21 protein-coding genes and 2 pseudogenes are annotated in these 24,449 nt (G+C 40.1%); 17 read left to right on the top strand and 6 right to left on the bottom strand.

Annotated elements, in window-relative coordinates:
• The first annotated feature begins 137 nt into the window (after nucleotides 1–137).
• Entirely contained in the window at nucleotides 138–848 is a 711-nt protein-coding gene (locus HF881_RS09250; RefSeq protein WP_240956803.1) for a DUF6572 domain-containing protein, read from the top strand.
• 215 nt (nucleotides 849–1,063) lie between these two features.
• Nucleotides 1,064–1,495: pseudogene (locus tag HF881_RS09245) on the top strand (T7SS effector LXG polymorphic toxin); the annotation flags it as partial.
• Nucleotides 1,496–1,531: 36 nt separating this feature from the next.
• On the opposite strand, the pseudogene HF881_RS09240 reads toward HF881_RS09245, so the two are convergent.
• Nucleotides 1,532–2,045: pseudogene (locus tag HF881_RS09240) on the bottom strand (transposase family protein); the annotation flags it as partial.
• 221 nt (nucleotides 2,046–2,266) lie between these two features.
• Between HF881_RS09240 and HF881_RS09235 the strand changes: the two are divergent.
• Entirely contained in the window at nucleotides 2,267–2,983 is a 717-nt protein-coding gene (locus HF881_RS09235; protein ID WP_169447249.1) for a hypothetical protein, read from the top strand.
• A gap of 78 nt (nucleotides 2,984–3,061) precedes the next feature.
• On the opposite strand, the gene birA is transcribed toward HF881_RS09235, so the two are convergent.
• Nucleotides 3,062–4,000, bottom strand: a complete 939-nt coding sequence (gene birA / locus HF881_RS09230) for a bifunctional biotin--[acetyl-CoA-carboxylase] ligase/biotin operon repressor BirA (protein WP_169447248.1) — start codon at nucleotides 3,998–4,000, stop codon at nucleotides 3,062–3,064.
• Complete coding sequence (locus tag HF881_RS09225) at nucleotides 3,997–4,857, bottom strand: AraC family transcriptional regulator (RefSeq protein WP_169447247.1); 861 nt, start codon at nucleotides 4,855–4,857, stop codon at nucleotides 3,997–3,999. Before HF881_RS09225 ends, birA begins: the two co-directional genes overlap by 4 nt.
• A 107-nt stretch (nucleotides 4,858–4,964) precedes the next feature.
• Here HF881_RS09225 and HF881_RS09220 point away from each other — a divergent pair, with 107 nt between their 5' ends.
• From HF881_RS09220 to HF881_RS09180, 9 genes are all read left to right on the top strand, one after another.
• Nucleotides 4,965–7,127, top strand: a complete 2,163-nt coding sequence (locus HF881_RS09220; protein ID WP_169447246.1) for an alpha-galactosidase — start codon at nucleotides 4,965–4,967, stop codon at nucleotides 7,125–7,127.
• 12 nt (nucleotides 7,128–7,139) lie between these two features.
• On the top strand, nucleotides 7,140–8,390 hold the full coding sequence (locus tag HF881_RS09215) for an extracellular solute-binding protein (RefSeq protein ID WP_169447245.1): 1,251 nt from the start codon (nucleotides 7,140–7,142) through the stop codon (nucleotides 8,388–8,390).
• 18 nt (nucleotides 8,391–8,408) lie between these two features.
• Complete coding sequence (locus HF881_RS09210) at nucleotides 8,409–9,281, top strand: sugar ABC transporter permease (protein ID WP_169447244.1); 873 nt, start codon at nucleotides 8,409–8,411, stop codon at nucleotides 9,279–9,281.
• A 16-nt stretch (nucleotides 9,282–9,297) separates the two neighbouring features.
• Nucleotides 9,298–10,131, top strand: coding sequence for a carbohydrate ABC transporter permease (locus HF881_RS09205; protein ID WP_000711270.1), 834 nt, complete (start codon nucleotides 9,298–9,300; stop codon nucleotides 10,129–10,131).
• Between the two features lie 200 nt (nucleotides 10,132–10,331).
• Nucleotides 10,332–11,774, top strand: coding sequence for a sucrose phosphorylase (gene gtfA, locus HF881_RS09200; RefSeq protein WP_169447243.1), 1,443 nt, complete (start codon nucleotides 10,332–10,334; stop codon nucleotides 11,772–11,774).
• Between the two features lie 131 nt (nucleotides 11,775–11,905).
• Nucleotides 11,906–13,099 carry an O-antigen ligase gene (locus tag HF881_RS09195; protein ID WP_169447264.1) on the top strand — a complete coding sequence of 398 codons (1,194 nt, stop codon included), beginning with the start codon at nucleotides 11,906–11,908 and terminating at the stop codon, nucleotides 13,097–13,099.
• Between the two features lie 146 nt (nucleotides 13,100–13,245).
• Entirely contained in the window at nucleotides 13,246–13,689 is a 444-nt protein-coding gene (locus HF881_RS09190; RefSeq protein ID WP_169447242.1) for a MarR family transcriptional regulator, read from the top strand.
• 72 nt (nucleotides 13,690–13,761) lie between these two features.
• Nucleotides 13,762–14,490 (top strand): ABC transporter ATP-binding protein, encoded by a 729-nt coding sequence (locus HF881_RS09185; RefSeq protein ID WP_169447241.1) that lies wholly within the window; start codon nucleotides 13,762–13,764, stop codon nucleotides 14,488–14,490.
• Complete coding sequence (locus HF881_RS09180; RefSeq protein ID WP_169447240.1) at nucleotides 14,483–16,003, top strand: ABC transporter permease/substrate-binding protein; 1,521 nt, start codon at nucleotides 14,483–14,485, stop codon at nucleotides 16,001–16,003. Before HF881_RS09185 ends, HF881_RS09180 begins: the two co-directional genes overlap by 8 nt.
• 90 nt (nucleotides 16,004–16,093) lie before the next feature.
• Here HF881_RS09180 and HF881_RS09175 read toward each other — a convergent pair whose 3' ends face one another.
• Together HF881_RS09175 and HF881_RS09170 are read right to left on the bottom strand one after the other, a co-directional pair.
• Nucleotides 16,094–16,426 carry a glucuronide permease gene (locus HF881_RS09175; RefSeq protein ID WP_169447239.1) on the bottom strand — a complete coding sequence of 111 codons (333 nt, stop codon included), beginning with the start codon at nucleotides 16,424–16,426 and terminating at the stop codon, nucleotides 16,094–16,096.
• Nucleotides 16,427–16,452: 26 nt separating this feature from the next.
• Nucleotides 16,453–17,007, bottom strand: coding sequence for a TetR/AcrR family transcriptional regulator (locus HF881_RS09170; protein ID WP_169447238.1), 555 nt, complete (start codon nucleotides 17,005–17,007; stop codon nucleotides 16,453–16,455).
• Nucleotides 17,008–17,137: 130 nt separating this feature from the next.
• Here HF881_RS09170 and HF881_RS09165 point away from each other — a divergent pair, with 130 nt between their 5' ends.
• Nucleotides 17,138–18,040 (top strand): cation diffusion facilitator family transporter, encoded by a 903-nt coding sequence (locus HF881_RS09165; RefSeq protein WP_169447237.1) that lies wholly within the window; start codon nucleotides 17,138–17,140, stop codon nucleotides 18,038–18,040.
• A 751-nt stretch (nucleotides 18,041–18,791) separates the two neighbouring features.
• Nucleotides 18,792–19,829, top strand: coding sequence for an alcohol dehydrogenase catalytic domain-containing protein (locus HF881_RS09160; protein WP_169447236.1), 1,038 nt, complete (start codon nucleotides 18,792–18,794; stop codon nucleotides 19,827–19,829).
• Nucleotides 19,830–19,896: 67 nt separating this feature from the next.
• Here HF881_RS09160 and galR read toward each other — a convergent pair whose 3' ends face one another.
• The gene (gene galR / locus HF881_RS09155; RefSeq protein WP_169447235.1) at nucleotides 19,897–20,898 is read right to left on the bottom strand and encodes a DNA-binding transcriptional regulator GalR; all 1,002 of its coding nucleotides are present in this window, start codon (nucleotides 20,896–20,898) and stop codon (nucleotides 19,897–19,899) included.
• Between the two features lie 163 nt (nucleotides 20,899–21,061).
• Between galR and HF881_RS09150 the strand changes: the two genes are divergently transcribed.
• Genes HF881_RS09150 through HF881_RS09140 form a run of 3 tightly spaced genes read left to right on the top strand, consistent with a single transcriptional unit; the run spans nucleotide 21,062 to nucleotide 24,395 of the window.
• On the top strand, nucleotides 21,062–22,240 hold the full coding sequence (locus HF881_RS09150) for a galactokinase (RefSeq protein ID WP_169447234.1): 1,179 nt from the start codon (nucleotides 21,062–21,064) through the stop codon (nucleotides 22,238–22,240).
• 11 nt (nucleotides 22,241–22,251) lie between these two features.
• Nucleotides 22,252–22,911 carry an HAD family phosphatase gene (locus tag HF881_RS09145; protein WP_169447233.1) on the top strand — a complete coding sequence of 220 codons (660 nt, stop codon included), beginning with the start codon at nucleotides 22,252–22,254 and terminating at the stop codon, nucleotides 22,909–22,911.
• Nucleotides 22,908–24,395 carry a UDP-glucose--hexose-1-phosphate uridylyltransferase gene (locus HF881_RS09140; RefSeq protein ID WP_169447232.1) on the top strand — a complete coding sequence of 496 codons (1,488 nt, stop codon included), beginning with the start codon at nucleotides 22,908–22,910 and terminating at the stop codon, nucleotides 24,393–24,395. Before HF881_RS09145 ends, HF881_RS09140 begins: the two co-directional genes overlap by 4 nt.
• Nucleotides 24,396–24,449 lie beyond the last annotated feature (54 nt).

Genomic DNA, 24,449 nt, shown 5'->3' with positions numbered 1-24,449 from the left:
ACAAAAATTGTACGATATTAAAAAACAATAATGATTATCAGATTTTGTGGAGTAGAGGAAAAGAAGTGCTTAACTTTCCCATTAGCCAGGAATTAGCAGAACGTGTTTCAAAATCAGACAAAGATTCTTTAGAAGTAATGTTTTATTGTGAAAATCATCGTTGGCCTAAGGCAGATGAGTTAGAAGATTATAATCAATCGGATACGATCATACATAGAGGCAATGGATTTATTGTATATGAGACAGATGGCTATTACGAAATAGGCTTTTTCAAAGAAATTGGCGGAGCCATGGGTCCAGAAGTTCGCTATCCTATTTCTAAAGAACTAATGGATAAAGCATTTGAATCTTCTAGGGGAGCATATGAAGTCATGACCTATGCTGAAACAGGGCGCTGGCCCCTAAAGCAAGACGATATTGATAGAAACTACATACGTAATCATCCTGAAGCTGTTCTACTAAATATAGAGGATAAACGTGAGTTATTTGATGTTAAAGAGTTTAAATCTCTTGTACAAAAGGCTGTATCTTCGAAATTAAAGCCAACTGAACTTGATGCAATTGGTACAGTTGATAATCATTTGGAACTTCTTCTAGTAGACCCTCTCAAGTGGCAGGAAGAAATTGAAGCAGTTCATTTGGAACTTCTGCAGGAAAAAATGAACAACTATATCTACTTCCTCGAAAGCAAGCAGTATGTGGAACGATACGGTGATAAGTTTGACAAAAAAGTCATCCATATCACATTCCAGCATTCTCCATCTGACAACGGTTTGGCCTTTCTCGCAGCGGTTCAGAAAGTGTTACAACCCACAGATATGAGCTTGAAGATAGAATTGCCAGAGTGATAAAGGGAGCGGAAACGCTCTCTTTTTGTGGTATAATGGGAGAAGGATTGGCCCTATATCAAAAATAATTTAATGAACTCCACCCACTGATGACGAGCTATACATCCTTATTGGGAGCGGACATCGCCTTGATGGCAGCTACAGGAACAGAATTGGCTCGTACAGATACGGTATTGGGACAAACGATGTTTTCTGGCTTGCAGTAGGGAGGTTCTATGAGTTATAAGATAAAATTTGATGATATCACCTCTGTTCAAGTGGAAAGTCAAAAGACGATGAATGCTTGGGGAGAGGCCATCAATAATCTCAATACCGCTATGACGGAGTTTATCAATAACACCAATCTCCAAGGGCAGGCCATTTCGAGTATGCGCACCTACCTAGTAGAGGTGCATGGGACTCTCCTTCAAACTCTGCTCAACTTGATGAATGACTACTCATCTAACCTCTTGCTTTACAAGGACGGCTACTATCAGATTGATTCGAGCAATCATGCAAAGCTACCAGGTCAGGTGTTTACAACCCTTCATAGTGATTTAAAGAGTTCACGGGACAATCTAAAGAGTGAGATTGAGCTCTTAAATGCGGCCAAGGACAAGATTTCAGACTTGGTGAGCTATGAAGGAAGTAGTCATACCAGTACGGTCATGAACTATAACTTCCTCATGAATCAGGTCAAGAACCTGGACAGCTCTATCGTATCGCAGAAAATGATTTCGGATAACAGCTTGTGTTCTTCCCTCAAGAACAGTTCGGTTAAAATCATGTTTAAAGTGAAAGTCATTGAGCTTTCGAATAACAGTTGAAGTTGAAATGGCCAGCTGATAAGCAATATCAGTCATAGACGTCTTTTCAATCAACTTTTGAGCAATTTTTTGGTTGATAATACGAGGGATTTGGTGATTTTTCATGACGAGAGAAGTCTCAGCGACCATCATTTTCGAACACTGATAGCACTTGAAACGACGCTTTTTAAGGAGAATTCTGGTAGGCATAGCAGTTGTTTCAGGGGAAGGAATTTTAGATGGTTTTTGAAAGTCATATTTCTTCATTTGGCTTGCAATCAGGACAAGATGGGGCGTCGTAGTCCAGTTTAGCAATAATTTCCTTGTATGTATCTCTATTAACAACATCCATAATTTGGATATTAGGGTCTTTAATATTGAGTAGGTTTGTGATAAAATGTAATTGTTCCATATGATTCTTTCTAATGATGGTTTGATCGCTTTTCATTATAGATCTTTTGGGACTTTTTTCTACGCTTCATAATCTCCATAGTGGTTTTACTCACTACAGAATTATAGAGCTCTATTATCTAATGCTGTTTCAGTAACTTTCATACTAGAAAAAATCATAAATAGACTAGACTTAGTGGTATACTAGAGTTAGGGACTTTAAGTGGCTGGGGGATAATTGAGATGAAAAATGGAGTAAAATTTTATAGTATTTTTTATAGATTTATGCTATTTATCTTTGTAGTATTTCTAACTGTGATTTCAATGTTCTTAGATGCAAAAAAAGCGCAAATTCGCTTTTTTAACCTATCCTTGATTATTGGGCAAGAGGAGTTGAGGATTGTTACGGTTGCGGTTTTGCTCCTTACTTTTCTTTTATCTTTCATGTTCAAATGGAAGTGTTTAATCCATAAAACTGGGATTTACCTAAGAAAAATTGATTTATTTATAGCTTGGGATGAGATTAAAGGTCTTAGCCATGTCTGGATTAATGACTATCATCGTGGACCTCATGGTTTCTTTTTTTATAATCGTAAGACGATAGTTATTTATAGGAAAAATTATCAACCGATTTGCCTTTATAATATTTCAATATTGGCCTTATATGTGGCTAAATGTTATCATCCAAAATTGAAAACCAATATAGTCTCAGCAACGTTAGCAAGTCTCTTCAATATGGCTTTAAATGCATGGTTCCTGTACGAGATGTTTAGTAAAGATTTGGTAAATATAAAAGCTGAAGTCTTTATGTTTTGGCTGCTTTTGTATGCTGTTAAAGTTTTTGCGCTGCCATTGATTATGCTTGGATATGAGAATCACTGCTATGGAGCTTCTTTGGTACATAGCACGGCATATAAAAAGAATGCCTCGAAAGCTATTCCACCTGTAAAGTGCTGGTAGGAAGCTAGCTATTTATATATCAGTTGCTTTCTACATTCAAAAAGCACTATATGTTGCTAGTTGCATATAGTGCCATTGTTAAGTCCAGCTAGTGAGTGAGATTTCACCACTATGGAGCCAGATTTCTGTCTGATCATCAAGCTGGATAAGGAGTTGCCCTTTGTCGGAGATGTCCTTGGCGACTCCTTTTTTTTCAGTCTGTTCTTGGATAAAACTGACCTCTCTTCCTATGACGAGAGAGTGTTCTTTATAAAGATAGAGTAGTTCTTCGGGTGCTGTTTGGTAGAAACAACGCCAAATTTCTGAGATTAGTTCGTTTCGTGTGATAGGAGCTGGTGGTGTAAAGAGACTTCCAGCTTTTTCTTTTATCTCTTTGGGAAAATCCCTGATGGCAAAGTTGATTCCAACGCCGATAATGACGTCTGTTACTAGGCCTGTTTCCACGGATGTCATGGCTTCGGTGAGGATACCTGCTATTTTTTTATTTTTAAAGTAGATATCATTTACCCATTTGATACCCACGTCAATCAAGGTGAGGTTTTTAATAGCTTTGTAAATGGCACCTGCTGTAAGTAATGTGTAGGCAGGAAGCTGGTCATAGGCGAGATTTGGCTGAATATGTAATGACATATAAATACCTCCCTGAGCAGGAGAGTAGTAAGGGCGTTGAAAGCGACCACGACCTGCTGTTTGACATGTAGAAAGATAGAGACTATTTCCCTGGCTTCCACCTTCAATACCTTCTTTTGCATCTGTTTGAGTAGATTTTGTTTCAGGTTTGTAGAGAATGATTAAGTTGGTTTTATCTTGAATCAAATCAGGCAATATCAGATCGCCTTGAATAAGCTTGTATCCTCTATTTTTGATACTGTCAATCACGAGCCCCTCTTGTTGGAGGCGTTGGATTGCTTTCCAGATGGATGTACGACTTAACGACAGTTCTTCTGCAATTTTTTCTCCGCTAACATAGTCGTTTTTTCTAGCTAATATTTGGTAGACTAGTTGGTGTGATTTCATTGACTTTCCTTTCTAGCTAAGAGGGAGTGAGAGAATTCTTTTCGAGTTTGACTCGGTGTTTTATGAAAAAACTGCTTGTAGGCTTTTGAGAAATGAAGAGGATCTGAAAAACCCACGGAGTATGCAATGACTTTGATCGTTTCGTTGGTATGTTCTAGTAACTGTTGCGCACGATTCATTCGAACGAAAAGCAAATATTCTTTTGGAGAGAGTTGGTGAAATTCTTTAAACACACTAGTTAAGTAACTTCTATGAACCGATAGCTCTTTTGCTAAATCTTGAATGGTGAGTGATCGAGGGTAGTGACTATCTATCAATCGTTTGCAGTCAAGATAGAGTTGGTGGGTTGATGAAATATTCTCTTTTTTCTGATTGGGAGCAATAGTTCCTAGATGAAACATTAGTTCATGGAGTTGCCCCATGATATGGAGTTGTGCTAGTTCGTTTGATTTTGTTATCTGAGCGAAACGGACAATACTATCAACGAGTTTTGCAGTTGTATGTGTATGACAGTTTTTTGATTGGATGAGGTAGGATTGATCAGAAATTTGAGACAGAGCAAAATAGTCAGGTGCCCTCCCTCCAGTAATCCCCAACCAGTAGTAAGCCCAAGGATCCTGGCTATTTGCTTGATAGAAGGTTAATTCATCTGGTTTTAGTAAAAAGAAATCTCCTGCCTTTAAATCAACAATTTTACCCTTATAATGGAATTGACCTTTTCCTTTAGTAATGTAATGTAGTACATAGGTATCTCGAATAGCTGGGCCAAAAGAGTAGTTAGGCGTACATTCTTCATAACCGTAAAAGCTAAGCGAAAGATCAATTGTTCCAGTCTGGTATTCTGAAAAAACGAGCATGTGCCACCTCCTACCTAACATTTTACCATACTTTGTAGACATTTCTCTATTTTAGAAAGCGCTTTTATGTGATAAAATTTTATCAAGAAATCGAAGAGGTGAAATATATGGGAGTTCGAATAGAGAATAATCTATTTTACGTTGAGAGTAAAGGTCTAAGTTTGATTATTGAAAATAGGGACGGGTTCTTGTTATTAAAACATTTAGGAAAGACTATTAAGAACTATAATGGTGCCAATAGTGTTTATGAACGCGATCATGCTTTTTCAGGTAATCCAACAGCTACTAATCGAACCTTTAGTTTGGATACGCAACGTCAGATTTTTGGACAACATGGTTTGGGTGACTTTAGAAGACCAACCTTACAGGTTCAGCACAATGCAACTGAAGTAACGGACTTTCGATTTGTAGAAGCAAGGATTTTAAAAGGTCAGAATGGTCCACAGGGTTTACCTTCTCCACACAGCATGGACGATACAGAGACTCTTGCCTTGATTTTAAAAGATTCTAAGGCTCAACTTAGTCTTACTTTGTATTATACTGCTTTTGATAATGATGCGACAATTGCTAGCTACAGCAAATTGGAAAATAATAGTAATCAGGAAGTTGTCATCCATAAGGACTTTTCTTTTATGGCTGATTTTCCTGCTGCAGCTTACGAAATAGTGACTTTACAGGGAGCTTATGCTCGTGAAAAGACTGTCCGACGTCAACAGGTAGAACAAGGAATCTTTTCAATTAGTTCGAACCGTGGTGCTTCTGGTCATGCTCAAACACCAGCTCTTCTATTATGTGATCAAGGAGTCACAGAGGATGCTGGAAATGTGTTTGCCCTGCAACTACTGTATAGTGGAAACTTTGAAGCTTTTGTTCAAAAGAATCAATTGAATGAAGTTCGGGTGGCTATTGGCATTAACCCGGAAAACTTTTCTTGGAAGTTAAATCCTGAGGAAAATTTTGAAACACCGGTAGCTTTAGTGACCTTTTCAGATCAAGGATTAACTGGTATTAGCCATGAAAGTCAAAATTTTGTACTTAAGCACATTATGCCAAGTCAGTTTTCTAAAAAAGAACGTCCAATTCTAATCAATAACTGGGAAGCAACTTACTTTGACTTTCAGAGAGAAAAACTGTTAGAGTTGGCAGATGAGGCTAAGAAAGTTGGAATTGAACTTTTTGTATTAGATGATGGGTGGTTTGGCAATCGCTTTGATGATAATCGTGCTTTAGGTGATTGGGTTGTTAATGAGAAAAAACTGGGTGGAAGCCTAGAAAGTCTGATTTCAGCTATCCATGAAAGAGGTTTGCAGTTTGGGCTTTGGTTAGAACCTGAAATGATTTCTGTTGATAGTGATTTGTATCGTAAACATCCTGACTGGGCTATTCAGGTTCTAGGATATGAGCATACCTATTCTAGAAATCAATTAGTACTTAATCTTGCGAATTCTCAGGTAGTAGAATACTTGAAAAATGTTTTATATGAACTCCTCTCTCATCATAAAATTGACTACATCAAATGGGATATGAATCGTAATATTACTAATCTGGGGAATGGTTCGAACTATCTAGAGACACAGATGCAGTCTCATCAGTATATGTTGGGACTTTACGCACTAGTTTCTTATCTGACAGAGAAGCACAGCCATATTCTCTTTGAGTCCTGCTCTGGTGGTGGTGGCAGAAATGATCTTGGTATGATGCGCTATTTCCCACAAGTCTGGGCTAGTGATAATACTGATGCCATAGCACGTTTACCAATTCAATACGGCTCATCCTATCTCTATCCAACCATTTCCATGGGAGCTCATGTGTCAGCAGTACCAAATCATCAGATGGAACGAATGACACCATTGGAAACTCGTGGTCATGTGGCAATGATGGGAAATCTGGGCTATGAGCTTGATTTGACAAGTTTATCAGATGAAGAGAGGGCTGAGATTGCTAATCAGGTGAACTTGTATAAAGAATTGCGACCAGTAGTCCAGTTGGGAAACCAGTATAGGTTAATCAATCCAGATGCTGAATCCAATGAAGCAGCTGTACAATTTAACTATGGAAATCAAACGATTGTAACCTACGTCCGAGTCTTATCAGTTGTGGAAACAATGGAAACAACTTTAAAGTTAAAAGATTTGGATGAAGAGGGACGGTATGAATTACAGGAAAATGGTGTAGTTTACTCAGGTGCAGAACTCATGTATGCGGGTATTACTATGGAGCTTCCGCAGGGAGATTATCTCAGCAGGCAGTTACATTTCATTAGAAGATAAGGAGATAAAATCATGAGATGGTATAAAAAGATGAGCTTAATTGCTACTACAGGACTCTGCCTTTTGGGACTGTCAGCTTGCAGTAGCCAAGAGGAGTCAACTGATGGCAAGGTAACGATTGAGTTTTTTAACCAGAAGACCGAGATGGCGGATACCTTGCAAAGGATAGTGGATGATTTTGAAAAGGAACACCCTAAAATTGATGTGAAGCTGACTACAGTACCCGCAGCTGGAATTGTTCTGAAAACTCGGATTTTATCAGGAGATGTTCCAGATATTATTAATATCTATCCTCAAAATATGGATTTTCAGGAGTGGGCAAAAGCAGGTTATTTTGCAGATATGACAGGGAAATCTTATCTTGAGAACATCAAGAACGACTATGCTGAAAAGTATGCAATCAATAACAAGGTTTATAGTGTGCCTTTAACGGCTAACCTTTATGGAATCTATTACAATAAAACGAAGTTCAAAGAATTAGGACTTGAGGAACCGAAGACTTTTAAAGAGTTTCAAGAGATTGTTAAAAAGATAAAAGATAGTGGGCATTCTCCGTTTGCAGTTGCAGGCAATGAAGGCTGGACATTAAATGGTTACCACCAACTTTCTCTCATTACCCTTACAGGCAGTGGAGACGCAGCTAATAACTATCTTCGCTTTTCAAAACCGAACGCTATCTCTGCAGATGATGCTATTTTAAAAGCCGATGCAGAACGACTAGATTTATTGGCAGATAATGCTCAAGATGGTTGGCGTGGTGCTTCTTATAATGATGCGGTGGTAGCATTTTCGAGTGAAACAGCTTTGATGATGCCACAAGGATCGTGGGCATTAGCGGCAATTAATCAACAGGATCCAAAATTTGAGGTGGGGATGTTTGCCTTCCCAGGAGAACAAGTAGGAAAAGAAGTTACTGTTGGTGCAGGGGACATGGCATTATCAACTTCGGCTACTACTAAACATCCGAAAGAAACCGAAGAATTTATCAGCTATATGACTAGTCCAAAAGCTATGCAGTCATATTATGATGTAGATGGATCACCAGTTGCTGTAAAAGGCATACAGGAAAAAGAAGACTCAGCGCTTACAGAGATTTCTAAACTGGCATTTACTGACAAACATTATGTTTGGTTGGGCCAACACTGGAATTCTGAAGAAGATTTTTTTAATCTAAGTGCGGGTTACTTGATGGATAAAAATCTGAAAAATATGGCAAACAATCTCAATGCTTTCTTTAATCCAATGAAGGCAGATTTGGACTAGAATAGGAGTTAAGATGATATGGCTATTCGAAAATTTTTAAATAAATACTGGGGTTGGACTTTTTTGCTCATCCCGCTTGCTTTACAAGCTGTCTTCTTTTACTTTCCGATGGTGCAAGGTGCTTTCTATAGTTTTACTAACTGGACTGGATTGACCTATAATTACAAATTTGTTGGTTTGAATAACTACAAATTGCTGATGATTGATGGGAAATTCTTCACAGCTATAGCCTTTACTTTGATTTTAACTCTGGCATTGATTATTGGAGAGATCACGATTGGGATGGTTGTGGCACGAGCCTTAAATTCTAAGATGAAGGGGCAGACCTTCTTTAGAGCTTGGTTCTTTTTCCCAGCTGTTTTATCTGGTTTGACAGTTTCTTTGATTTTTAAACAATTCTTCAACTATGGTCTTCCAACGATTGGAAGAATTTTAGGGATTGGTTTTTTACAAGAGAGTCTATTAGGAACACCTGTCGGAGCGGTAGTGGCAACTATTTTTGTTCTTCTATGGCAAGGAGTAGCAATGCCAATTATTCTCTTTCTTGCTGGTCTTCAGAGTATTCCAAATGATATTTTAGAGGCTGCATCAATTGATGGTGCAACAAGTAAACAAACTTTTTGGAAGATTGAATTGCCCTATTTATTGCCAACGATTTCTATAGTTTTTATTCTGGCTCTTAAGTCCGGTTTGACAGCCTTTGACCAGATTTTTGCATTGACAAGTGGTGGTCCAAATAATGCTACAACGTCTCTTGGACTTTTAGTCTACAACTATGCCTTCAAGAGTAATCAATATGGATATGCGAATGCAATTGCCTTGATTTTATTCTTAATTATTGGAATTGTTTCTCTTATCCAAATCAAGCTATCTAAGAAATTTGAAATCTAATAGAGGAGTCCTACACATGAAAAAAGAAGAAAAATTGAATCAGTTTTGGAAATATGTCCTCTTGATAGTCGGTGGTATTCTTATACTTGTTCCTTTGTTGGTAACAGTATTTAGTTCTTTCAAAACAACTAAGGATATCATGAATCATTTCTTTAGTTTGCCTAATCCTTTTACATTAAGTAATTATGAACGCTTGATTTCGGATGGGATTGGAGGCTATTTCTGGAATTCAGCTGTTATTACGGTGTTATCATTGATTGTAGTAGCTTTCTTTATACCAGCTGCAGCTTATTCCATTGCTCGAAATATGTCCAAGAAAAAAGCCTTTGCAATTATGTATTCGCTCTTGATCTTAGGGATATTTGTTCCATTTCAGGTGATTATGATTCCCATCACAGTTATGATGAGTAAACTAGGTCTAGCAAATATGTGGGGGCTAGTAATACTCTACCTAACTTATGCTATTCCACAGACTCTCTTCTTGTATGTCGGTTATATAAAAATCAGTGTACCAGATAGTTTGGATGAAGCTGCGGAAATCGATGGGGCTGATCGTTTTACAATTTATCGTCGAATCATTTTTCCAATGTTGAAGCCCATGCATGCGACAACTTTGATTATCAATGCTCTCTGGTTCTGGAATGACTTTATGTTGCCACTCTTGATTCTGAATAAGGATTCCAAGATGTGGACTTTACCTCTCTTCCAGTACAACTACCAAGGTCAGTACTTCAATGACTATGGCCCAAGTTTTGCATCTTATATTGTGGGAATTGTAACGATAACCATTGTCTATCTCATCTTCCAAAAACATATCATTTCAGGAATGAGTAACGGAGCAGTGAAGTAAGAAGTGCTTAGGGAATCTATAATTCCATACACAGATGAACGGTTTAGCTTATTGACAATTCTATGTAGAAAACAAGAAAGTCGTACTTAGTTGCTTGCAGTTTAGTACGAGTTCAATGTGAACAAAAATCTAAAAATATCTTTTATTTACGAAGCCAGGTCATATGAGACTTGGCTTTCATCAGAAAAAGGAGAACATTTATGACCATTCAAAATAAAACTATGTTGATTACTTACTCAGATAGTCTTGGAAATAACCTTAAAGACCTGTATGAGAATTTGGAAGAACATTTTGGCGATGCTATTGGGGGAGTTCACCTTCTACCATTTTTCCCATCAACAGGTGATCGTGGATTTGCACCAGTCGACTATGATGAAGTGGATCCAGCGTTTGGTGATTGGGAGGATGTTAAGAGTTTAGGCGAGAAATATTATCTTATGTTTGACTTTATGATTAACCATATTTCTCGTCAATCTAAGTACTATAAGGACTATCAAGAAAAACATGAAGCCAGTGAATTTAAAGATCTCTTTTTAAACTGGGACAAGTTTTGGCCAGAAAATCGTCCGACACAAGCTGATGTAGATTTAATTTACAAGCGTAAGGATCGTGCACCAAAGCAAGAGATTCTTTTTGCAGATGGTTCAGTAGAACATTTGTGGAATACTTTTGGTGAGGAGCAAATTGATCTTGATGTGACCAAAGAAGTAACGATGGCATTCATCCGTAAGACCATTCAGCACCTGGCAAGTAATGGTTGTGATTTGATTCGTCTAGATGCCTTTGCTTATGCAGTGAAGAAATTGGATACCAATGATTTCTTTGTGGAACCAGATATTTGGAATTTATTGGACAAAGTTCGAGATATAGCAGCTGAGTACGGTGCAGAGCTCCTACCTGAGATTCATGAACACTATTCGATTCAGTTTAAAATAGCGGACCATGATTACTATGTTTACGATTTTGCCCTTCCAATGGTGACCCTTTATACTCTTTACAGTTCCAGAACAGAGCGTTTGGCTAAGTGGTTAAAGATGAGCCCGATGAAGCAATTTACGACACTAGATACTCATGATGGGATTGGAGTGGTGGATGTCAAAGATATCCTGACCGATGAGGAAATTGACTATGCTTCAAATGAACTCTATAAGGTTGGAGCGAATGTCAAACGTAAGTACTCTAGTGCAGAGTATAACAATCTAGATATCTACCAAATCAATTCAACCTACTATTCTGCGCTTGGAGATGATGATGTCAAGTACTTCCTCGCTCGTCTGATTCAAGCTTTTGCTCCAGGTATTCCTCAGGTTTACTATGTGGGTCTATTAGCAGGAAAAAATGACTTGAAATTATTAGAAGAAACCAAAGAAGGTCGAAATATTAATCGTCATTACTATAGCAATGAGGAAATAGCAGAAGAAGTTCAACGTCCTGTGGTGAAGTCTCTTCTCAATCTATTTTCTTTCCGTAATCGATCAGAGGCCTTTGACCTAGAAGGGACTATTGAGATAGAAACACCAACAGCTCACAGCATTGTAATCAAACGTCAAAATAAAGACAAGTCCGTAACAGCAGTAGCAGAAATTGATTTGCAAAGTCAGACCTATCACGTTTTGGAAAATGGCAGCAAAATTCAGTTCTAGTGCTATATTAATGAAAGAGTTTTTTGTGGCGAAAACGTGTTCATTGTTCCCAAATGACGGAAAAAATGGTAGAATATAAAGATAGTTTAGCATTTATCTTCTGGAGAAATCCAGAACAGAAAGGATCCGTTTTGAAATCAATTGGATTACTGGATAAGATAAGAGGGCTTTCGAGAAAAGATTTCTTTTTGTATCTGATGATCATGAGTATCTTTTTACCTTTTTATTTGTTCTTAGCACTCTTTGCTTTATATTTGATAGGTTTACTTATTACTGGGGAGATGAAGGGGATTATCAAAGGATTGGCCAAACATCCTGTACTTCTCTTTTTTATTGCCTACAGTAGTATCATCTCCATCGTCGCCAAGAACTGGCTTGGATTGGTTGCATCTTTACTGATGTTTCTCTTCCTTATTTTCTTTAGTTTTTACCAGAAACGTCTGACACATGCTTTCTTTCGACTGATTCTGCAGACAATCTTGTTTGGTAGTGTGCTCTCTGCTGTTTTTGCTACTTTGGAGCATTTCCAAATTGTAAAGAAATTTAATTATGCCTTTCTTTCGCCCAATATGCAAGTATGGCACCAGAACCGTGCAGAGGTGACCTTCTTTAATCCTAACTACTATGGGATCATTTGTTGCTTCTGTATCATGATTGCCTTTTATCTCTATACAACGACGAAGCTAAGATGGTTGAAAGTCTTTTGTGTGCTAGCAGGTTTTGTGAATCTATTTGGTTTGAATTTTACGCAAAATAGAACAGCATTTCCTGCCATCATCGCTGGTGCCATCATTTATCTCTTTACAACCATTAAAAACTGGCGTGCCTTCTGGCTCAGTATTGGAGTTTTCGGGATTGGCCTTTGTTTCCTCTTCTCAAGCGATTTGGGTGTCCGTATGGGAACACTAGATTCTTCAATGGAGGAGCGTGTTTCAATCTGGAATGCGGGTATGACTTTGTTTAAACAAAATCCGATCTGGGGTGAGGGTCCACTGACCTATATGAATTCCTATCCGAGAATCCATGCACCCTACCACGAACACGCGCATAGTCTTTACATTGATACTATTTTGAGTTATGGTTTGATTGGAACCATTCTCCTATCCATTTCTTCTGTTATCCCGGTTCACATGATGATGGATATGAGTCAGGAGTCTGGTAAACGACCAATTATCGGTCTTTATCTCTCTTTCCTTACAGTAGTCGCTGTACATGGGATTTTTGACTTGGCTCTCTTCTGGGTTCAGTCAGGATTCATCTTCTTGCTGGTTATGTGCAGTCTACCACTGGAACATCGAACACTGGTATCCGAAATGACAGATTAAGTTGATCAAGATTAGAGATCTTCTACTTTAGGTAGGAGGTCTTTTTTTGTTTGGTGGAAATTATTTCTAAATCGAAATAGTTGACAGATGGAATGATAAGTATTACAATGGAATATAATTCGATATAGAAATAAATTGGAGAAGTCATGAAAGATAGTCATTTAGTAGCCCATCATATTCGTTTGTTGAATGGGCGGATTTTTCAAAAGTTACTGAATCAGGATCCTGAAGCCCTTTATCGGAGTGAACAGGGCAAGATTCTCACTGTTTTATGGAATAGTGAGACAGGATGCGCTACGGCCACAGATATTGCGCTGGCGACTGGTCTTGCCAACAATACACTAACAAGCATGATTAAGAAACTTGAAGAGCAAAACCTGGTCATCATCAGCCCCTGTGGAATAGATAAGAGAAAAAAATATGTCAAGTTGACGGAGCGTGGTTGGTCTCAGAAAGAAGTTGGCAGTCGTGTCAGTCAAAAATTAGATGCGATTTTTTATAAAGGCTTCTCAGAGGAAGAAATTCGCCAGTTTGAAAGTTATCAGGAACGCATTTTGGACAATCTGAAAGAGAAGGAAAATGAGGTTTAGAATGGGGTAAATTAGTTATTAAAAGTTTGGTAACTTGATCAACCGAGGAAAGTTTTAAAATGAGGACTGAGAATGATTGAATACAAAAATGTGGCGCTACGCTATACAGAAAAAGATGTCTTGAGAGATGTCAATTTACGGATTGAGAATGGGGAATTTATGGTTTTAGTTGGGCCTTCTGGGTCCGGTAAGACGACCATGATCAAGATGATTAACCGTCTCTTGGAACCAACTGATGGAAATATTTATATGGATAGCAAGCGCATCAAAGACTATGATGAGCGTGAGCTTCGTCTTTCTACTGGTTATGTTTTACAGGCCATTGCTCTGTTTCCCAATCTAACGGTTGCGGAAAATATTTCTCTAATTCCTGAGATGAAAGGCTGGAGTAAGGAAGAAATTGCTCAGAAAACAGAAGAACTTCTAGCAAAAGTTGGCTTGCCAGTAGCTGAGTATGGGCATCGACTTCCAAGCGAATTATCTGGTGGAGAACAGCAGCGAGTTGGTATTGTCCGAGCTATGATTGGCCAGCCTAAGATTCTCCTCATGGATGAACCTTTTTCAGCCTTGGATGCTATTTCGAGAAAACAGTTGCAGATTCTGACGAAAGAATTGCATAAAGAGTTTGGGATGACAACTGTTTTCGTAACTCATGATACGGATGAGGCATTGAAATTAGGTGATCGTATTGCTGTTTTGCAGGATGGAGAGATTCGTCAGGTGGCGAATCCCGAGACGATTTTAAAAGCGCCTGCCACGGACTTTGTAGCAGACTTGTTTGGAGGTAGTGTTTATGGCTAATTTGATATCAACTTTTCAGGATCGTTTTGGTGATTGGGTAACAGCCCTATCTCAACATTTGCAGTTATCACTTTTGACCTTGTTACTAGCTATTTTTATTGCGATTCCCTTGGCTGTTTATCTTCGCTATCATGAAAAGTTGGCGGATTGGGTCTTGCAGATTGCTGGAATTTTCCAGACTATTCCGTCTCTGGCTTTATTGGGACTTTTTATCCCCTTGATGGGAATTGGGACCTTGCCAGCTTTGACAGCTCTAGTGATTTATGCGATTTTTCCGATTTTACAAAATACCATCACTGGGCTGAAGGGAATTGATCCGAGTCTGCAGGAGGCTGGGATTGCCTTTGGGATGACTAGATGGGAGCGTCTCAAGAAATTTGAAATTCCACTTGCTATGCCTGTTATGATGTCTGGTATTCGGACGGCAGCGGTTTTGATTATCGGTACGGCAACCTTGGCTGCCTTGATTGGGGCAGGGGGGCTGGGTTCCTTTATTCTTCTAGGAATCGACCGTAATAATGCCAGTCTGATTTTGATTGGGGCACTTTCTTCTGCAGTGCTGGCCATTGCCTTTAACTTCCTACTAAAAGTGATGGAAAAAGCAAAATTGCGGACGATTTTCTCTGGTTTTGCCTTGATGACGGTCTTGCTGGGTCTGTCTTATAGCCCAGCCCTCTTAGCTCAAAAAGAGAAAGAAAACTTGGTGATTGCTGGGAAATTGGGACCGGAACCAGAAATTTTGGCCAATATGTATAAGTTGCTGATTGAAGAAAATACCAGTATGACTGCGACTGTTAAACCAAATTTTGGGAAGACAAGTTTCCTCTATGAAGCTCTGAAAAAAGGGGATATTGACATCTATCCTGAATTTACTGGTACGGTGACTGAAAGTTTGCTTCAACCCTCACCTCAAGTGGGGCATGAGCCAGAACAGGTTTATCAAGTGGCGCGTGATGGCATTGCCAAACAGGATCATCTGGCTTATCTCAAACCTATGTCTTATCAAAATACCTACGCTGTAGCTGTTCCGAAAAAGATTGCTCAAGAATATGGCTTGAAGACCATTTCGGACTTGAAAAAAATGGAAGGACAGTTGAAGGCAGGATTTACTCTCGAGTTTAATGATCGTGAGGATGGAAATAAGGGCTTGCAATCAATGTATGGTCTCAATCTCAACGTAGCGACCATGGAGCCGGCCCTCCGCTATCAGGCAATTCAGTCAGGCGATATTCAAATCACGGATGCCTATTCGACCGATGCAGAGTTGGCACGTTATGATTTACAGGTTTTGGAAGATGACAAGCAACTCTTCCCACCTTATCAAGGGGCTCCTCTGATGAAAGCAGCTCTTCTTAAGAAACATCCAGAGTTGGAAACGGTGCTTAATAAACTGGCTGGTAAAATTTCTGAAAGCCAGATGAGCCAGCTCAACTATCAAGTTGGTGTCGAAGGCAAACCAGCAGAACAAGTAGCCAAGGAATTTCTACAAGAACAAGGTTTGTTGAAGAAATAAAAAGAGAGGAAAGTCAGTGGTAGCTACTAGCCACTTTCCTCAGCAGACAAAATCCCATCTCGTCTATAATTCGAGATGGGATTTTTAGTGTTAGAGTAAGATAAGCAAGAGCGTGATCAAAGCCGCTAGTGTGCCCCTTATAATGTGGTGCGATATATTTTGACTTTCTTGCTGTTGCCCATTCCAGTAAGCACCGTAGCAGATGATGCTAGAGCCCACTATCCATAAGACGACAGTTGCAAGCGGGATAAAGAAAAAGATAGCAAGAGCTAGTGAGGTGAGACAGCTCCCTACCAAGATACACATATTTCCCCGACAGTAGTTTTTTTCTTTCATGGCTGCGAAAGCAGCCGCGAGATGGAGAAGTGAAAAACCGAGAGCTAGTACAATCGTCAGAATTCCTAGGATAATAGAAGTTAACATGGTTGATTCCTTTCTTCGTAATAGGATTAGATATCAAGTGATTTTGTAGAAGTCATCTCAATCACATCTAAGTAAAATCTCACTACTTGGTCTTCTGTATAAGATTTTCCTTTTTTTAGCCACCAGGTCAGTGTTTCGATAAAATTAGTTACTACAAAATGTTTGAGGTAGGAGGCTGGTATGTTCGGATAGGCCTCTTGCAAATCCTCCGCTACCATGGGGTAAACATGGTGTTCGAGTTCCTTGTGTAGTTGGCGGAGAAAGTAGTCGTTTTTGGAAAAAAGAAGACTGGTTACATGGTCTTGGTTTTTTTGAAAATGTAAAAAGATATGTGCGAGGTAGTCTTCTGTAGTCAAGTGTTCTTCCCTTTCAAAGAGATGATGAAAGAGGTAGCGACAGAGCTCATCTAAAAGCAGTTCCTTGCTCTCGTAGTGACAGTAAAAGGTCGAGCGCCCAACATCTGCCAAGTCAATGATATCTTGGACAGTAGTGGCATCATAGCCCTTGTCGTTCAAAACTTGTAGAAAAGCTTGATAAATGGCTTTTTTCGTCTTACTAACCCGACGGTCTCTTTTTTGCATATAGACACTTGAGGCAAACTATTCAGAACTGAACAAGGCTGACAGTTTGCTTCTATCCTTTCTTTGGATTTTATTAGATAATACAAATGAAAGAAGTATATATACCTATTATACCAAAGGAGGGAGAGAAATGAGTTCTAAAACATCTATCTGGCTAGCCTTTTTCTTGAATCTATCATTTTCTGTTGTCGAATTTATTTTTGGGGTTATCTTCAATTCAAGTGCTGTATTAGCGGATGCGGTTCATGATTTGGGCGATGCTCTTGCCATAGGTTTATCAGCTTGTTTGGAAACTATTTCCAATCGTCAGGAAGACAAACGTTATACTCTTGGTTATAAACGCTTCAGTCTGCTAGGCGCCATGCTGACTGCCTTGATCCTTTTGACAGGATCTGTCATGATGCTCTTGGAGAATATTCCTCGCCTCCTATCCCCTCAGCCTGTCAACTACCAAGGGATGCTGTGGTTGGGAGTTATTGCGATTCTTATCAATCTCTTGGCTAGTCTGATTGTTCGTAAGGGGCAGACCAAGAACGAAGCTATCCTGACCTTGCATTTTTTAGAGGATATTCTAGGTTGGCTAGCGGTCATTCTGGTTGCTTGTGTTTTGTATGTAACAGATTGGTACTTTCTTGATCCACTCTTGTCTCTTTTAATTTCTAGTTTTATCCTCTGGAAAGCCATTCCTCGTTTTTGGTCAACACTTAAAATTTTCTTAGATGCTGTGCCTGAAGGGGTCGAGACTGCCGAGCTAGAGAAAGAGTTAGTAGCGCTAGCTAATGTTAAAAGTGTTAATCAACTCAGTATTTGGTCCATGGATGGTCTGGAAAATGACGCCATTGTCCACATCTGTATCAAGGACTGGGAGCAGATGATGAAAACTAAAGAAGCAGTGCGTCAACTCCTAGAAGAAAGAGGTGTGCAGAATATCACTATCGAAGTGGATGCCAGCCAAAGCAATCATGCCAAACACAAGCGGAATGTGCATGACCTAGAGCATCTCTCGGGACACCATCACCACCATCATCACTAGAAAAAACGGCCTCTTTATGAGATCGTTTTGTGTGCTCTCTAAAGGTCATTCTAGGGATTTTATAACCGTGAAGAACTTCTTTGTTGAGAATATTAAAACCATCCCAGTCCCCCTCCTCAGTATAGAACGTGATGCTAGAGAGAATGGTAAATAGGTATCATTGTCCGGTAATCCTATATCATTCCCCTATCTTGAATGAGATTGATTGCAAACTAAGAAAGTGTAGAATTGTAGAGTAATTTTTCAAGCTCAAAAAGGTTGGCATAGATAAGAAATCTTGCAGTTGGCATTTGTTTTTGAACTCATTCATTTTTGACCCACAAAGAGAAACTTACAACCATTGATTTCCTATAAGCTGATAGATTTTAGATGAGCCAAATCATGTCCCGTCGTAACCATTGGCATTGCCATAGTCCAAGAGTTGCTGAAAGGGGTGAGTCCACATGTGGGTCATTATGATATTACCAAGAATGAAGAAAAGCTACTGTGAAACTCCAATCTAGCGATACCGTTACTACTCACGCAATACAAAACACTGCTATAGTAGCAGTAAGGTTCATGGTTCTCTCTTTTTATTTTTGAAATTCCTAGGGAAAATACCAATACGGAATAGAATAAGTTTGTGTCTCAAGAAAATTATTTGAAGGCACAAGAGTAATAAGTTTTATGCCCTTACTCATTCTGATTTCAAACAAAAATCTACAAAAGATGTATAATAAAAGTGAGAAACCAATAGAAAAGGAGTGGTTCTATGAAGAAAACAGTTTATACAAAAGCTGGTCAGGTTGGTCTTATTGAAGTGGAGCATCCGCAAATCATTGAGGCAGATGATGCTATTATCCGCATTGTCCGCACTTGCGTTTGTGGCTCTGATCTGTGGAGCTATCGCAATCCAGATATTGAAACAGGCCATCAGAATAGCGGGCACGAAGCGATTGGTATCGTTGAGGCAATTGGTAATGCAGTGACGACCGTTAAACCTGGCGATTTTGTTATTGCTCCATTTACTCATGGATGCGGGGAATGTGATGCCTGTCGAGCAGGATATGATGGCACCTGTGATCGTCATATTGGCAATAACTGGTCAGATGGGGTGCAAGCAGAATATATGCGCTTCGAATATGCCAACTGGGCTCTTGTCAAAATTCCGGGTCAGCCCTCTGATTATACAGAAGGTATGCTTAAATCCCTCTTGACTCTTGCGGATGTGATGCCAACTGGCTATCATGCTGCGCGTGTGGCAGATGTGAAACCTGGGGATAAGGTTGTCGTTATCGGTGACGGGGCTGTTGGGCAATGTGCTGTTATCGCCGCTAAAATGCGTGGTGCATCTCAAATTGTTCTCATGAGTCGTCACGAAGACCGTCAACAAATGGCTTTGGAGTCAGGGGCGACAGCTGTTGTGGCTGAACGTGACGAAGAAGGAATTGCCAAGGTTCGAGAAATTCTTGGTGGAGGAGCAGATGCAGCTCTTGAGTGTGTCGGTACTGAGGCAGCGGTTGATCAGGCTCTTGGTGTCCTTCACAATGGTGGTCGTTTGGGCTTTGTTGGAGTTCCTCACTATAGCAATCGAGCTCTTGGTTCAACTTTTGCTCAAAATATTACGGTAGCAGGCGGAGCAGCCTCTGTAACGACTTACAACAAACAGTTCTTACTGAAGGCAGTCCTTGATGGCGATATCAACCCAGGCCGCGTCTTTACTTCAAGCTATAGATTAGAAGATATTGACCAGGCTTATAAAGATATGGATGAACGCAAGACGATTAAGGCTATGATTGTGATGGAATAAAAAAGAAAATCCTAATGGAGATTTGAGAATCTCTATTAGGATTTTTTGCGTTGGTATATTTGTGGAGTTATGGCAGCGTACTCTCTCTCAAAGTCAGTCTGGTGCCCAGCATGGTTAGGCTAGGGATTTTGCGACCATGGAGAACTTCCTTATTAAGAATATCCATACCTGCTCGGCCCATTTCCTCGGTATAGACGGTAATGCTAGAAAGAGGAGGATAGACCTGCTTGGTCAGGCTAGTGTCGTTAAAAGAAATGAGGCTGACGCGGTCTGGTAGGCTAATTCCAGCTTCTTGAAGGGCACGAAGGGCACCGATGGCTAAACTATCGCTGGCGGCGAAAAAGGCTGGTGGGAGTTTATCACCCAACTTGTGAATGGCCTCCTTCATCAAGTCATAACCAGACTGGGCCGTAAAACTCCCCTGAAAGACCAGTTCTTCATGGTAGATACCATTTGCTTGGGTAATGTCTTTGAAATTTTCTAGTCGCTTATCCTGGATAATTTCTTCCTGGTCGGTTGTTTCCTCAAGGCCTGTGAGAATTCCAATACGGTTCATACCTTGGCTGAGGAAATGGTCTACAACTTGTTTTACAGCAGTGTAAAAGTCCGTGATAATACAGGTATGACCTAGTGAGAGGGTATCGCTGTCTATAAAGACTAAAGGTTTTTGGTATTCTTCAAAGGCAGCAATCTGAGCTCGGCTAAATTTTCCGATGCAGAGAATGCCAATCACTTCCTCGCTCAGTGTAAAAGGATGGTCATTAAAATAGCGCAAGATATCATAGTCCAACTCTTGGGCTCTTTTTTCAATACCGAGACGAATCTGATAGTAGTAGAGGTCGTCCAATTCCCCTTGTTCGCTGACCCATTGGATAATGGCAATCTTCTGCTTGGGTTTGTGGGATTCGCCTGTCTTGAGGTGTTTGGTGTAGCCCAGCTCTTCAGCGACGGTTAAAATGCGGTGTCGGGTTTCTTCTGTGACAGATAGGCTCTGGTCGCGATTGAGGACACGAGATACGGTCGCGATAGAGACAGAGGCTAGCTGTGCAATGTCTTTTAAGGTAGCCATAAATCCTCCTTCTTTTAGGTTAGTATATCATATTTTTCTTCTTTTTACCGATTGTTTAGTAAAACTTTAGTAAAAAGGATTGACCTTGGCAAATCCCTTGGATACAATAGAAGAAAACGATTACACGTTAAGGTGACTTAACGACAGTCAAAGGAGAATTCATATGACACAACATCTTACTGCTGAAGCCCTTCGCAAAGACTTTCTTGCCGTTTTTGGTCAAGAAGCAGACCAAACTTTCTTTTCACCAGGTCGTATCAATTTGATTGGCGAACACACGGACTACAACGGTGGTCACGTTTTTCCAGCGGCTATTTCTTTGGGGACATACGGTGCAGCGCGCAAGCGTGACGACCAAGTCTTGCGTTTCTACTCAGCCAACTTTGAGGACAAGGGCATTATAGAAGTTCCTCTAGCTGACCTCAAATTTGAAAAAGAGCACAGCTGGACCAACTATCCAAAAGGGGTTCTTCATTTCTTGCAAGAAGCTGGGCACGTGATTGACAAAGGGTTTGATTTTTATGTTTATGGGAATATCCCAAATGGTGCTGGTTTGTCCTCATCAGCATCCTTGGAACTTTTGACTGGTGTTGTGGCAGAGCATCTCTTTGATTTAAAACTAGACCGTTTGGATTTGGTTAAAATCGGAAAACAAACAGAAAATAACTTTATCGGAGTTAACTCTGGTATCATGGACCAGTTTGCTATCGGTATGGGAGCTGACCAACGTGCCATTTACCTAGATACCAACACCTTGGAGTACGACTTGGTGCAACTTGATTTGAAGGACAATGTTGTTGTTATCATGAACACCAACAAACGTCGTGAACTAGCAGATTCTAAGTATAATGAACGCCGTGCTGAGTGTGAAAAAGCAGTAGAAGAATTGCAAGTTGCCTTGGATATTCAGACCTTGGGTGAATTGGATGAGTGGGCTTTTGACCAATACAGCTATCTGATTAAAGACGAAAATCGTTTAAAACGTGCTCGCCATGCTGTGCTTGAAAACCAACGTACCCTTAAAGCTCAAACAGCTCTTCAAGCAGGTGATTTGGAAACATTTGGTCGTTTGATGAATGCTTCTCACGTTTCTCTAGAACATGACTATGAAGTAACTGGCTTGGAATTGGATACCCTCGTTCACACAGCTTGGGCTCAAGCAGGTGTTCTCGGTGCTCGTATGACAGGGGCAGGATTTGGCGGCTGTGCCATTGCCTTAGTTCAAAAAGATGCTGTTGAGGCCTTTAAAGCAGCTGTTGGCAAGCGCTATGAAGAAGTCGTTGGATATGCTCCAAGCTTCTATATCGCTGAAGTTGCAGGTGGCACTCGAGTTTTAGACTAGGAGAGAAGTAAATGGAAGCTGTAATATTTGATTTAGATGGCTTATTAGCTGATACTGAGATCATTTCTCTAAAAGTTTATCAAGAATTGCTTAAAGATTTTGGAATTCCTTTCACAGAAGAAACATATTCTAGAGAATACAGTGGACATAGGGAAGAGGAGAATGTTCAACGATTTTTAGATACCTATGATTTACCTTGGAACTTTGACCAAACCTTGGAAAAAGTTTATGAACTGGAAGCTCGAATATTGGTCAAAGGTGTAAATTTAAAAAAAGGTGCTAAAAATTTGCTTGCTTTTTTGCAAAGAGAAGGTATTCCAATCGCTCTAGCAACTTCAAGTGTTGAATCTAGAGCTAGAATGATTTTGGATAGTAATGGTATACTGTCCTTATTTGACCATCTAGTTTTTGCAAAAGATGTAAAGCGAAGCAAACCTTACCCTGATATATTTTTAAAGGCCTGTATTGATTTGAATGTTTTACCAGAGAATTGCTTAGTATTAGAGGATAGTGAAGCAGGGATTGAAGCAGCGTATAGAGCTGGGATACCAGTTATTTGTATTCCAGACTTAAAAATGCCAGCACAGTCTTTCTTAAATAAAACAGAACAAGTTTTTCAGGATTTAGATGCTGTCAGAGACTATTTAGAAAGTAAGAAGGAGAATCAATGAGTCAGGGAATTCTAGATGCATTTATCACGGAAGTCATTGCTGAAAGTTCATTTGAGGAAATGGATCGAATCTACCTGACTAATCGTGTCTTAGCACGGGTGGGCGAAGGAGTTTTGGAAATTGAGACGGATCTAGATGATTTGATTGATCTCAAGGACCAGCTAGTCGAGGAAGCGGTTCGATTAGAGATGATTGAGGATAGTCAGACTGCGCGTGAAATCCTTGGTGCTGAATTGATGGACTTGGTGACACCTTGTCCAAGTCAGGTCAATCGTGACTTCTGGACAACCTATGCCCAATCTCCCGAACAGGCAATAGCAGACTTTTACCAACTTAGCCAGAAAAATGACTACATCAAACTCAAGGCCATTGCTAAAAATATTGCTTATCGTGTTTCATCTGATTACGGAGAACTGGAAATCACGATTAATCTCTCTAAGCCTGAAAAGGATCCTAAGGAGATTGCTGCGGCTAAGTTGGTGCAAGCTAGCAATTATCCCCAGTGTCAACTCTGTCTAGAGAATGAGGGCTACCATGGTCGGATAAACCACCCAGCTCGCAGCAATCACCGCATTATCCGTTTTGAAATGGCTGGTCAGGAGTGGGGATTCCAGTATTCGCCCTATGCTTACTTTAATGAGCACTGTATTTTCTTAGACGGTCAGCATCGTCCCATGGCTATTAGCTGTCAGAGCTTTGAGCGTCTGCTGGCTATCGTTGAGCAATTTCCGGGATATTTTGCTGGATCTAATGCTGATCTGCCGATTGTGGGGGGGTCTATCCTGACCCATGATCACTATCAAGGAGGCCGTCACGTATTTCCTATGGAAATGGCTCCTTTGCAAAAGGTTTTCTGCTTTGCTGGATTTGAGCAGGTCAAGGCTGGGATTGTCAAGTGGCCTATGTCAGTGCTACGTTTGACTTCGGATTCCAAAGAAGATTTGATCAACTTGGCTGACAAGATTTTACAGGAATGGCGCCAGTATTCAGACCCTGCAGTGCAGATTTTAGCAGAGACAGACGGGACACCGCATCACACCATCACACCGATTGCGCGTAAGCGTGATGGTCAGTTTGAGTTGGACTTGGTCTTGCGGGACAATCAGACATCGCCAGAGCATCCTGACGGCATCTATCATCCCCACAAGGATGTCCAACATATCAAGAAGGAAAATATCGGCTTGATCGAGGTCATGGGCTTGGCTATCTTACCACCTCGCTTGAAAGCAGAAGTGGAGCAAGTTGCCAGCTATCTTGTAGGAGATGATGAAGCAGTTTCCGCTTATCACCAGGAATGGGCCGACCAACTCAAAGCCCAACATCCAGACCTAAAAGATAAAGAAAAAGCCCTTGAGATCGTCAAGGACTCTGTGGGTGCTATCTTTGCGCGTGTACTTGAGGATGCCGGAGTCTACAAGCAAACGGAGCAGGGACAGGCAGCCTTTATGCGCTTTGTTGAGCAGGTTGGAATTTTCCCAGATTAGGAGCTTTCTCCTTGCACAGTCCTATAAAAAGTAGTATCATAGTGTCGTTTGAAC

This window comes from Streptococcus sp. WB01_FAA12 (assembly GCF_012843315.1).
In the GTDB taxonomy this organism is placed as follows: Bacteria; Bacillota; Bacilli; order Lactobacillales; family Streptococcaceae; genus Streptococcus.
The sequence above is the reverse complement of the archived record's forward strand: the minus strand, read 5'-3'. Positions and strand labels throughout refer to the sequence as shown.

What these genes read in the sequence shown, in the direction of transcription:
- HF881_RS09250 (WP_240956803.1), top strand. Translation starts at nt 138, where the DNA reads ATGTTTTATTGTGAAAATCATCGTTGGCCTAAGGCAGATGAGTTAGAA.
- HF881_RS09235 (WP_169447249.1), top strand. Translation starts at nt 2,267, where the DNA reads ATGAAAAATGGAGTAAAATTTTATAGTATTTTTTATAGATTTATGCTA.
- birA (WP_169447248.1), bottom strand. Translation starts at nt 4,000, where the DNA reads ATGAAATCACACCAACTAGTCTACCAAATATTAGCTAGAAAAAACGAC.
- HF881_RS09225 (WP_169447247.1), bottom strand. Translation starts at nt 4,857, where the DNA reads ATGCTCGTTTTTTCAGAATACCAGACTGGAACAATTGATCTTTCGCTT.
- HF881_RS09220 (WP_169447246.1), top strand. Translation starts at nt 4,965, where the DNA reads ATGGGAGTTCGAATAGAGAATAATCTATTTTACGTTGAGAGTAAAGGT.
- HF881_RS09215 (WP_169447245.1), top strand. Translation starts at nt 7,140, where the DNA reads ATGAGATGGTATAAAAAGATGAGCTTAATTGCTACTACAGGACTCTGC.
- HF881_RS09210 (WP_169447244.1), top strand. Translation starts at nt 8,409, where the DNA reads ATGGCTATTCGAAAATTTTTAAATAAATACTGGGGTTGGACTTTTTTG.
- HF881_RS09205 (WP_000711270.1), top strand. Translation starts at nt 9,298, where the DNA reads ATGAAAAAAGAAGAAAAATTGAATCAGTTTTGGAAATATGTCCTCTTG.
- gtfA (WP_169447243.1), top strand. Translation starts at nt 10,332, where the DNA reads ATGACCATTCAAAATAAAACTATGTTGATTACTTACTCAGATAGTCTT.
- HF881_RS09190 (WP_169447242.1), top strand. Translation starts at nt 13,246, where the DNA reads ATGAAAGATAGTCATTTAGTAGCCCATCATATTCGTTTGTTGAATGGG.
- HF881_RS09185 (WP_169447241.1), top strand. Translation starts at nt 13,762, where the DNA reads ATGATTGAATACAAAAATGTGGCGCTACGCTATACAGAAAAAGATGTC.
- HF881_RS09180 (WP_169447240.1), top strand. Translation starts at nt 14,483, where the DNA reads ATGGCTAATTTGATATCAACTTTTCAGGATCGTTTTGGTGATTGGGTA.
- HF881_RS09175 (WP_169447239.1), bottom strand. Translation starts at nt 16,426, where the DNA reads ATGTTAACTTCTATTATCCTAGGAATTCTGACGATTGTACTAGCTCTC.
- HF881_RS09170 (WP_169447238.1), bottom strand. Translation starts at nt 17,007, where the DNA reads ATGCAAAAAAGAGACCGTCGGGTTAGTAAGACGAAAAAAGCCATTTAT.
- HF881_RS09165 (WP_169447237.1), top strand. Translation starts at nt 17,138, where the DNA reads ATGAGTTCTAAAACATCTATCTGGCTAGCCTTTTTCTTGAATCTATCA.
- HF881_RS09160 (WP_169447236.1), top strand. Translation starts at nt 18,792, where the DNA reads ATGAAGAAAACAGTTTATACAAAAGCTGGTCAGGTTGGTCTTATTGAA.
- galR (WP_169447235.1), bottom strand. Translation starts at nt 20,898, where the DNA reads ATGGCTACCTTAAAAGACATTGCACAGCTAGCCTCTGTCTCTATCGCG.
- HF881_RS09150 (WP_169447234.1), top strand. Translation starts at nt 21,062, where the DNA reads ATGACACAACATCTTACTGCTGAAGCCCTTCGCAAAGACTTTCTTGCC.
- HF881_RS09145 (WP_169447233.1), top strand. Translation starts at nt 22,252, where the DNA reads ATGGAAGCTGTAATATTTGATTTAGATGGCTTATTAGCTGATACTGAG.
- HF881_RS09140 (WP_169447232.1), top strand. Translation starts at nt 22,908, where the DNA reads ATGAGTCAGGGAATTCTAGATGCATTTATCACGGAAGTCATTGCTGAA.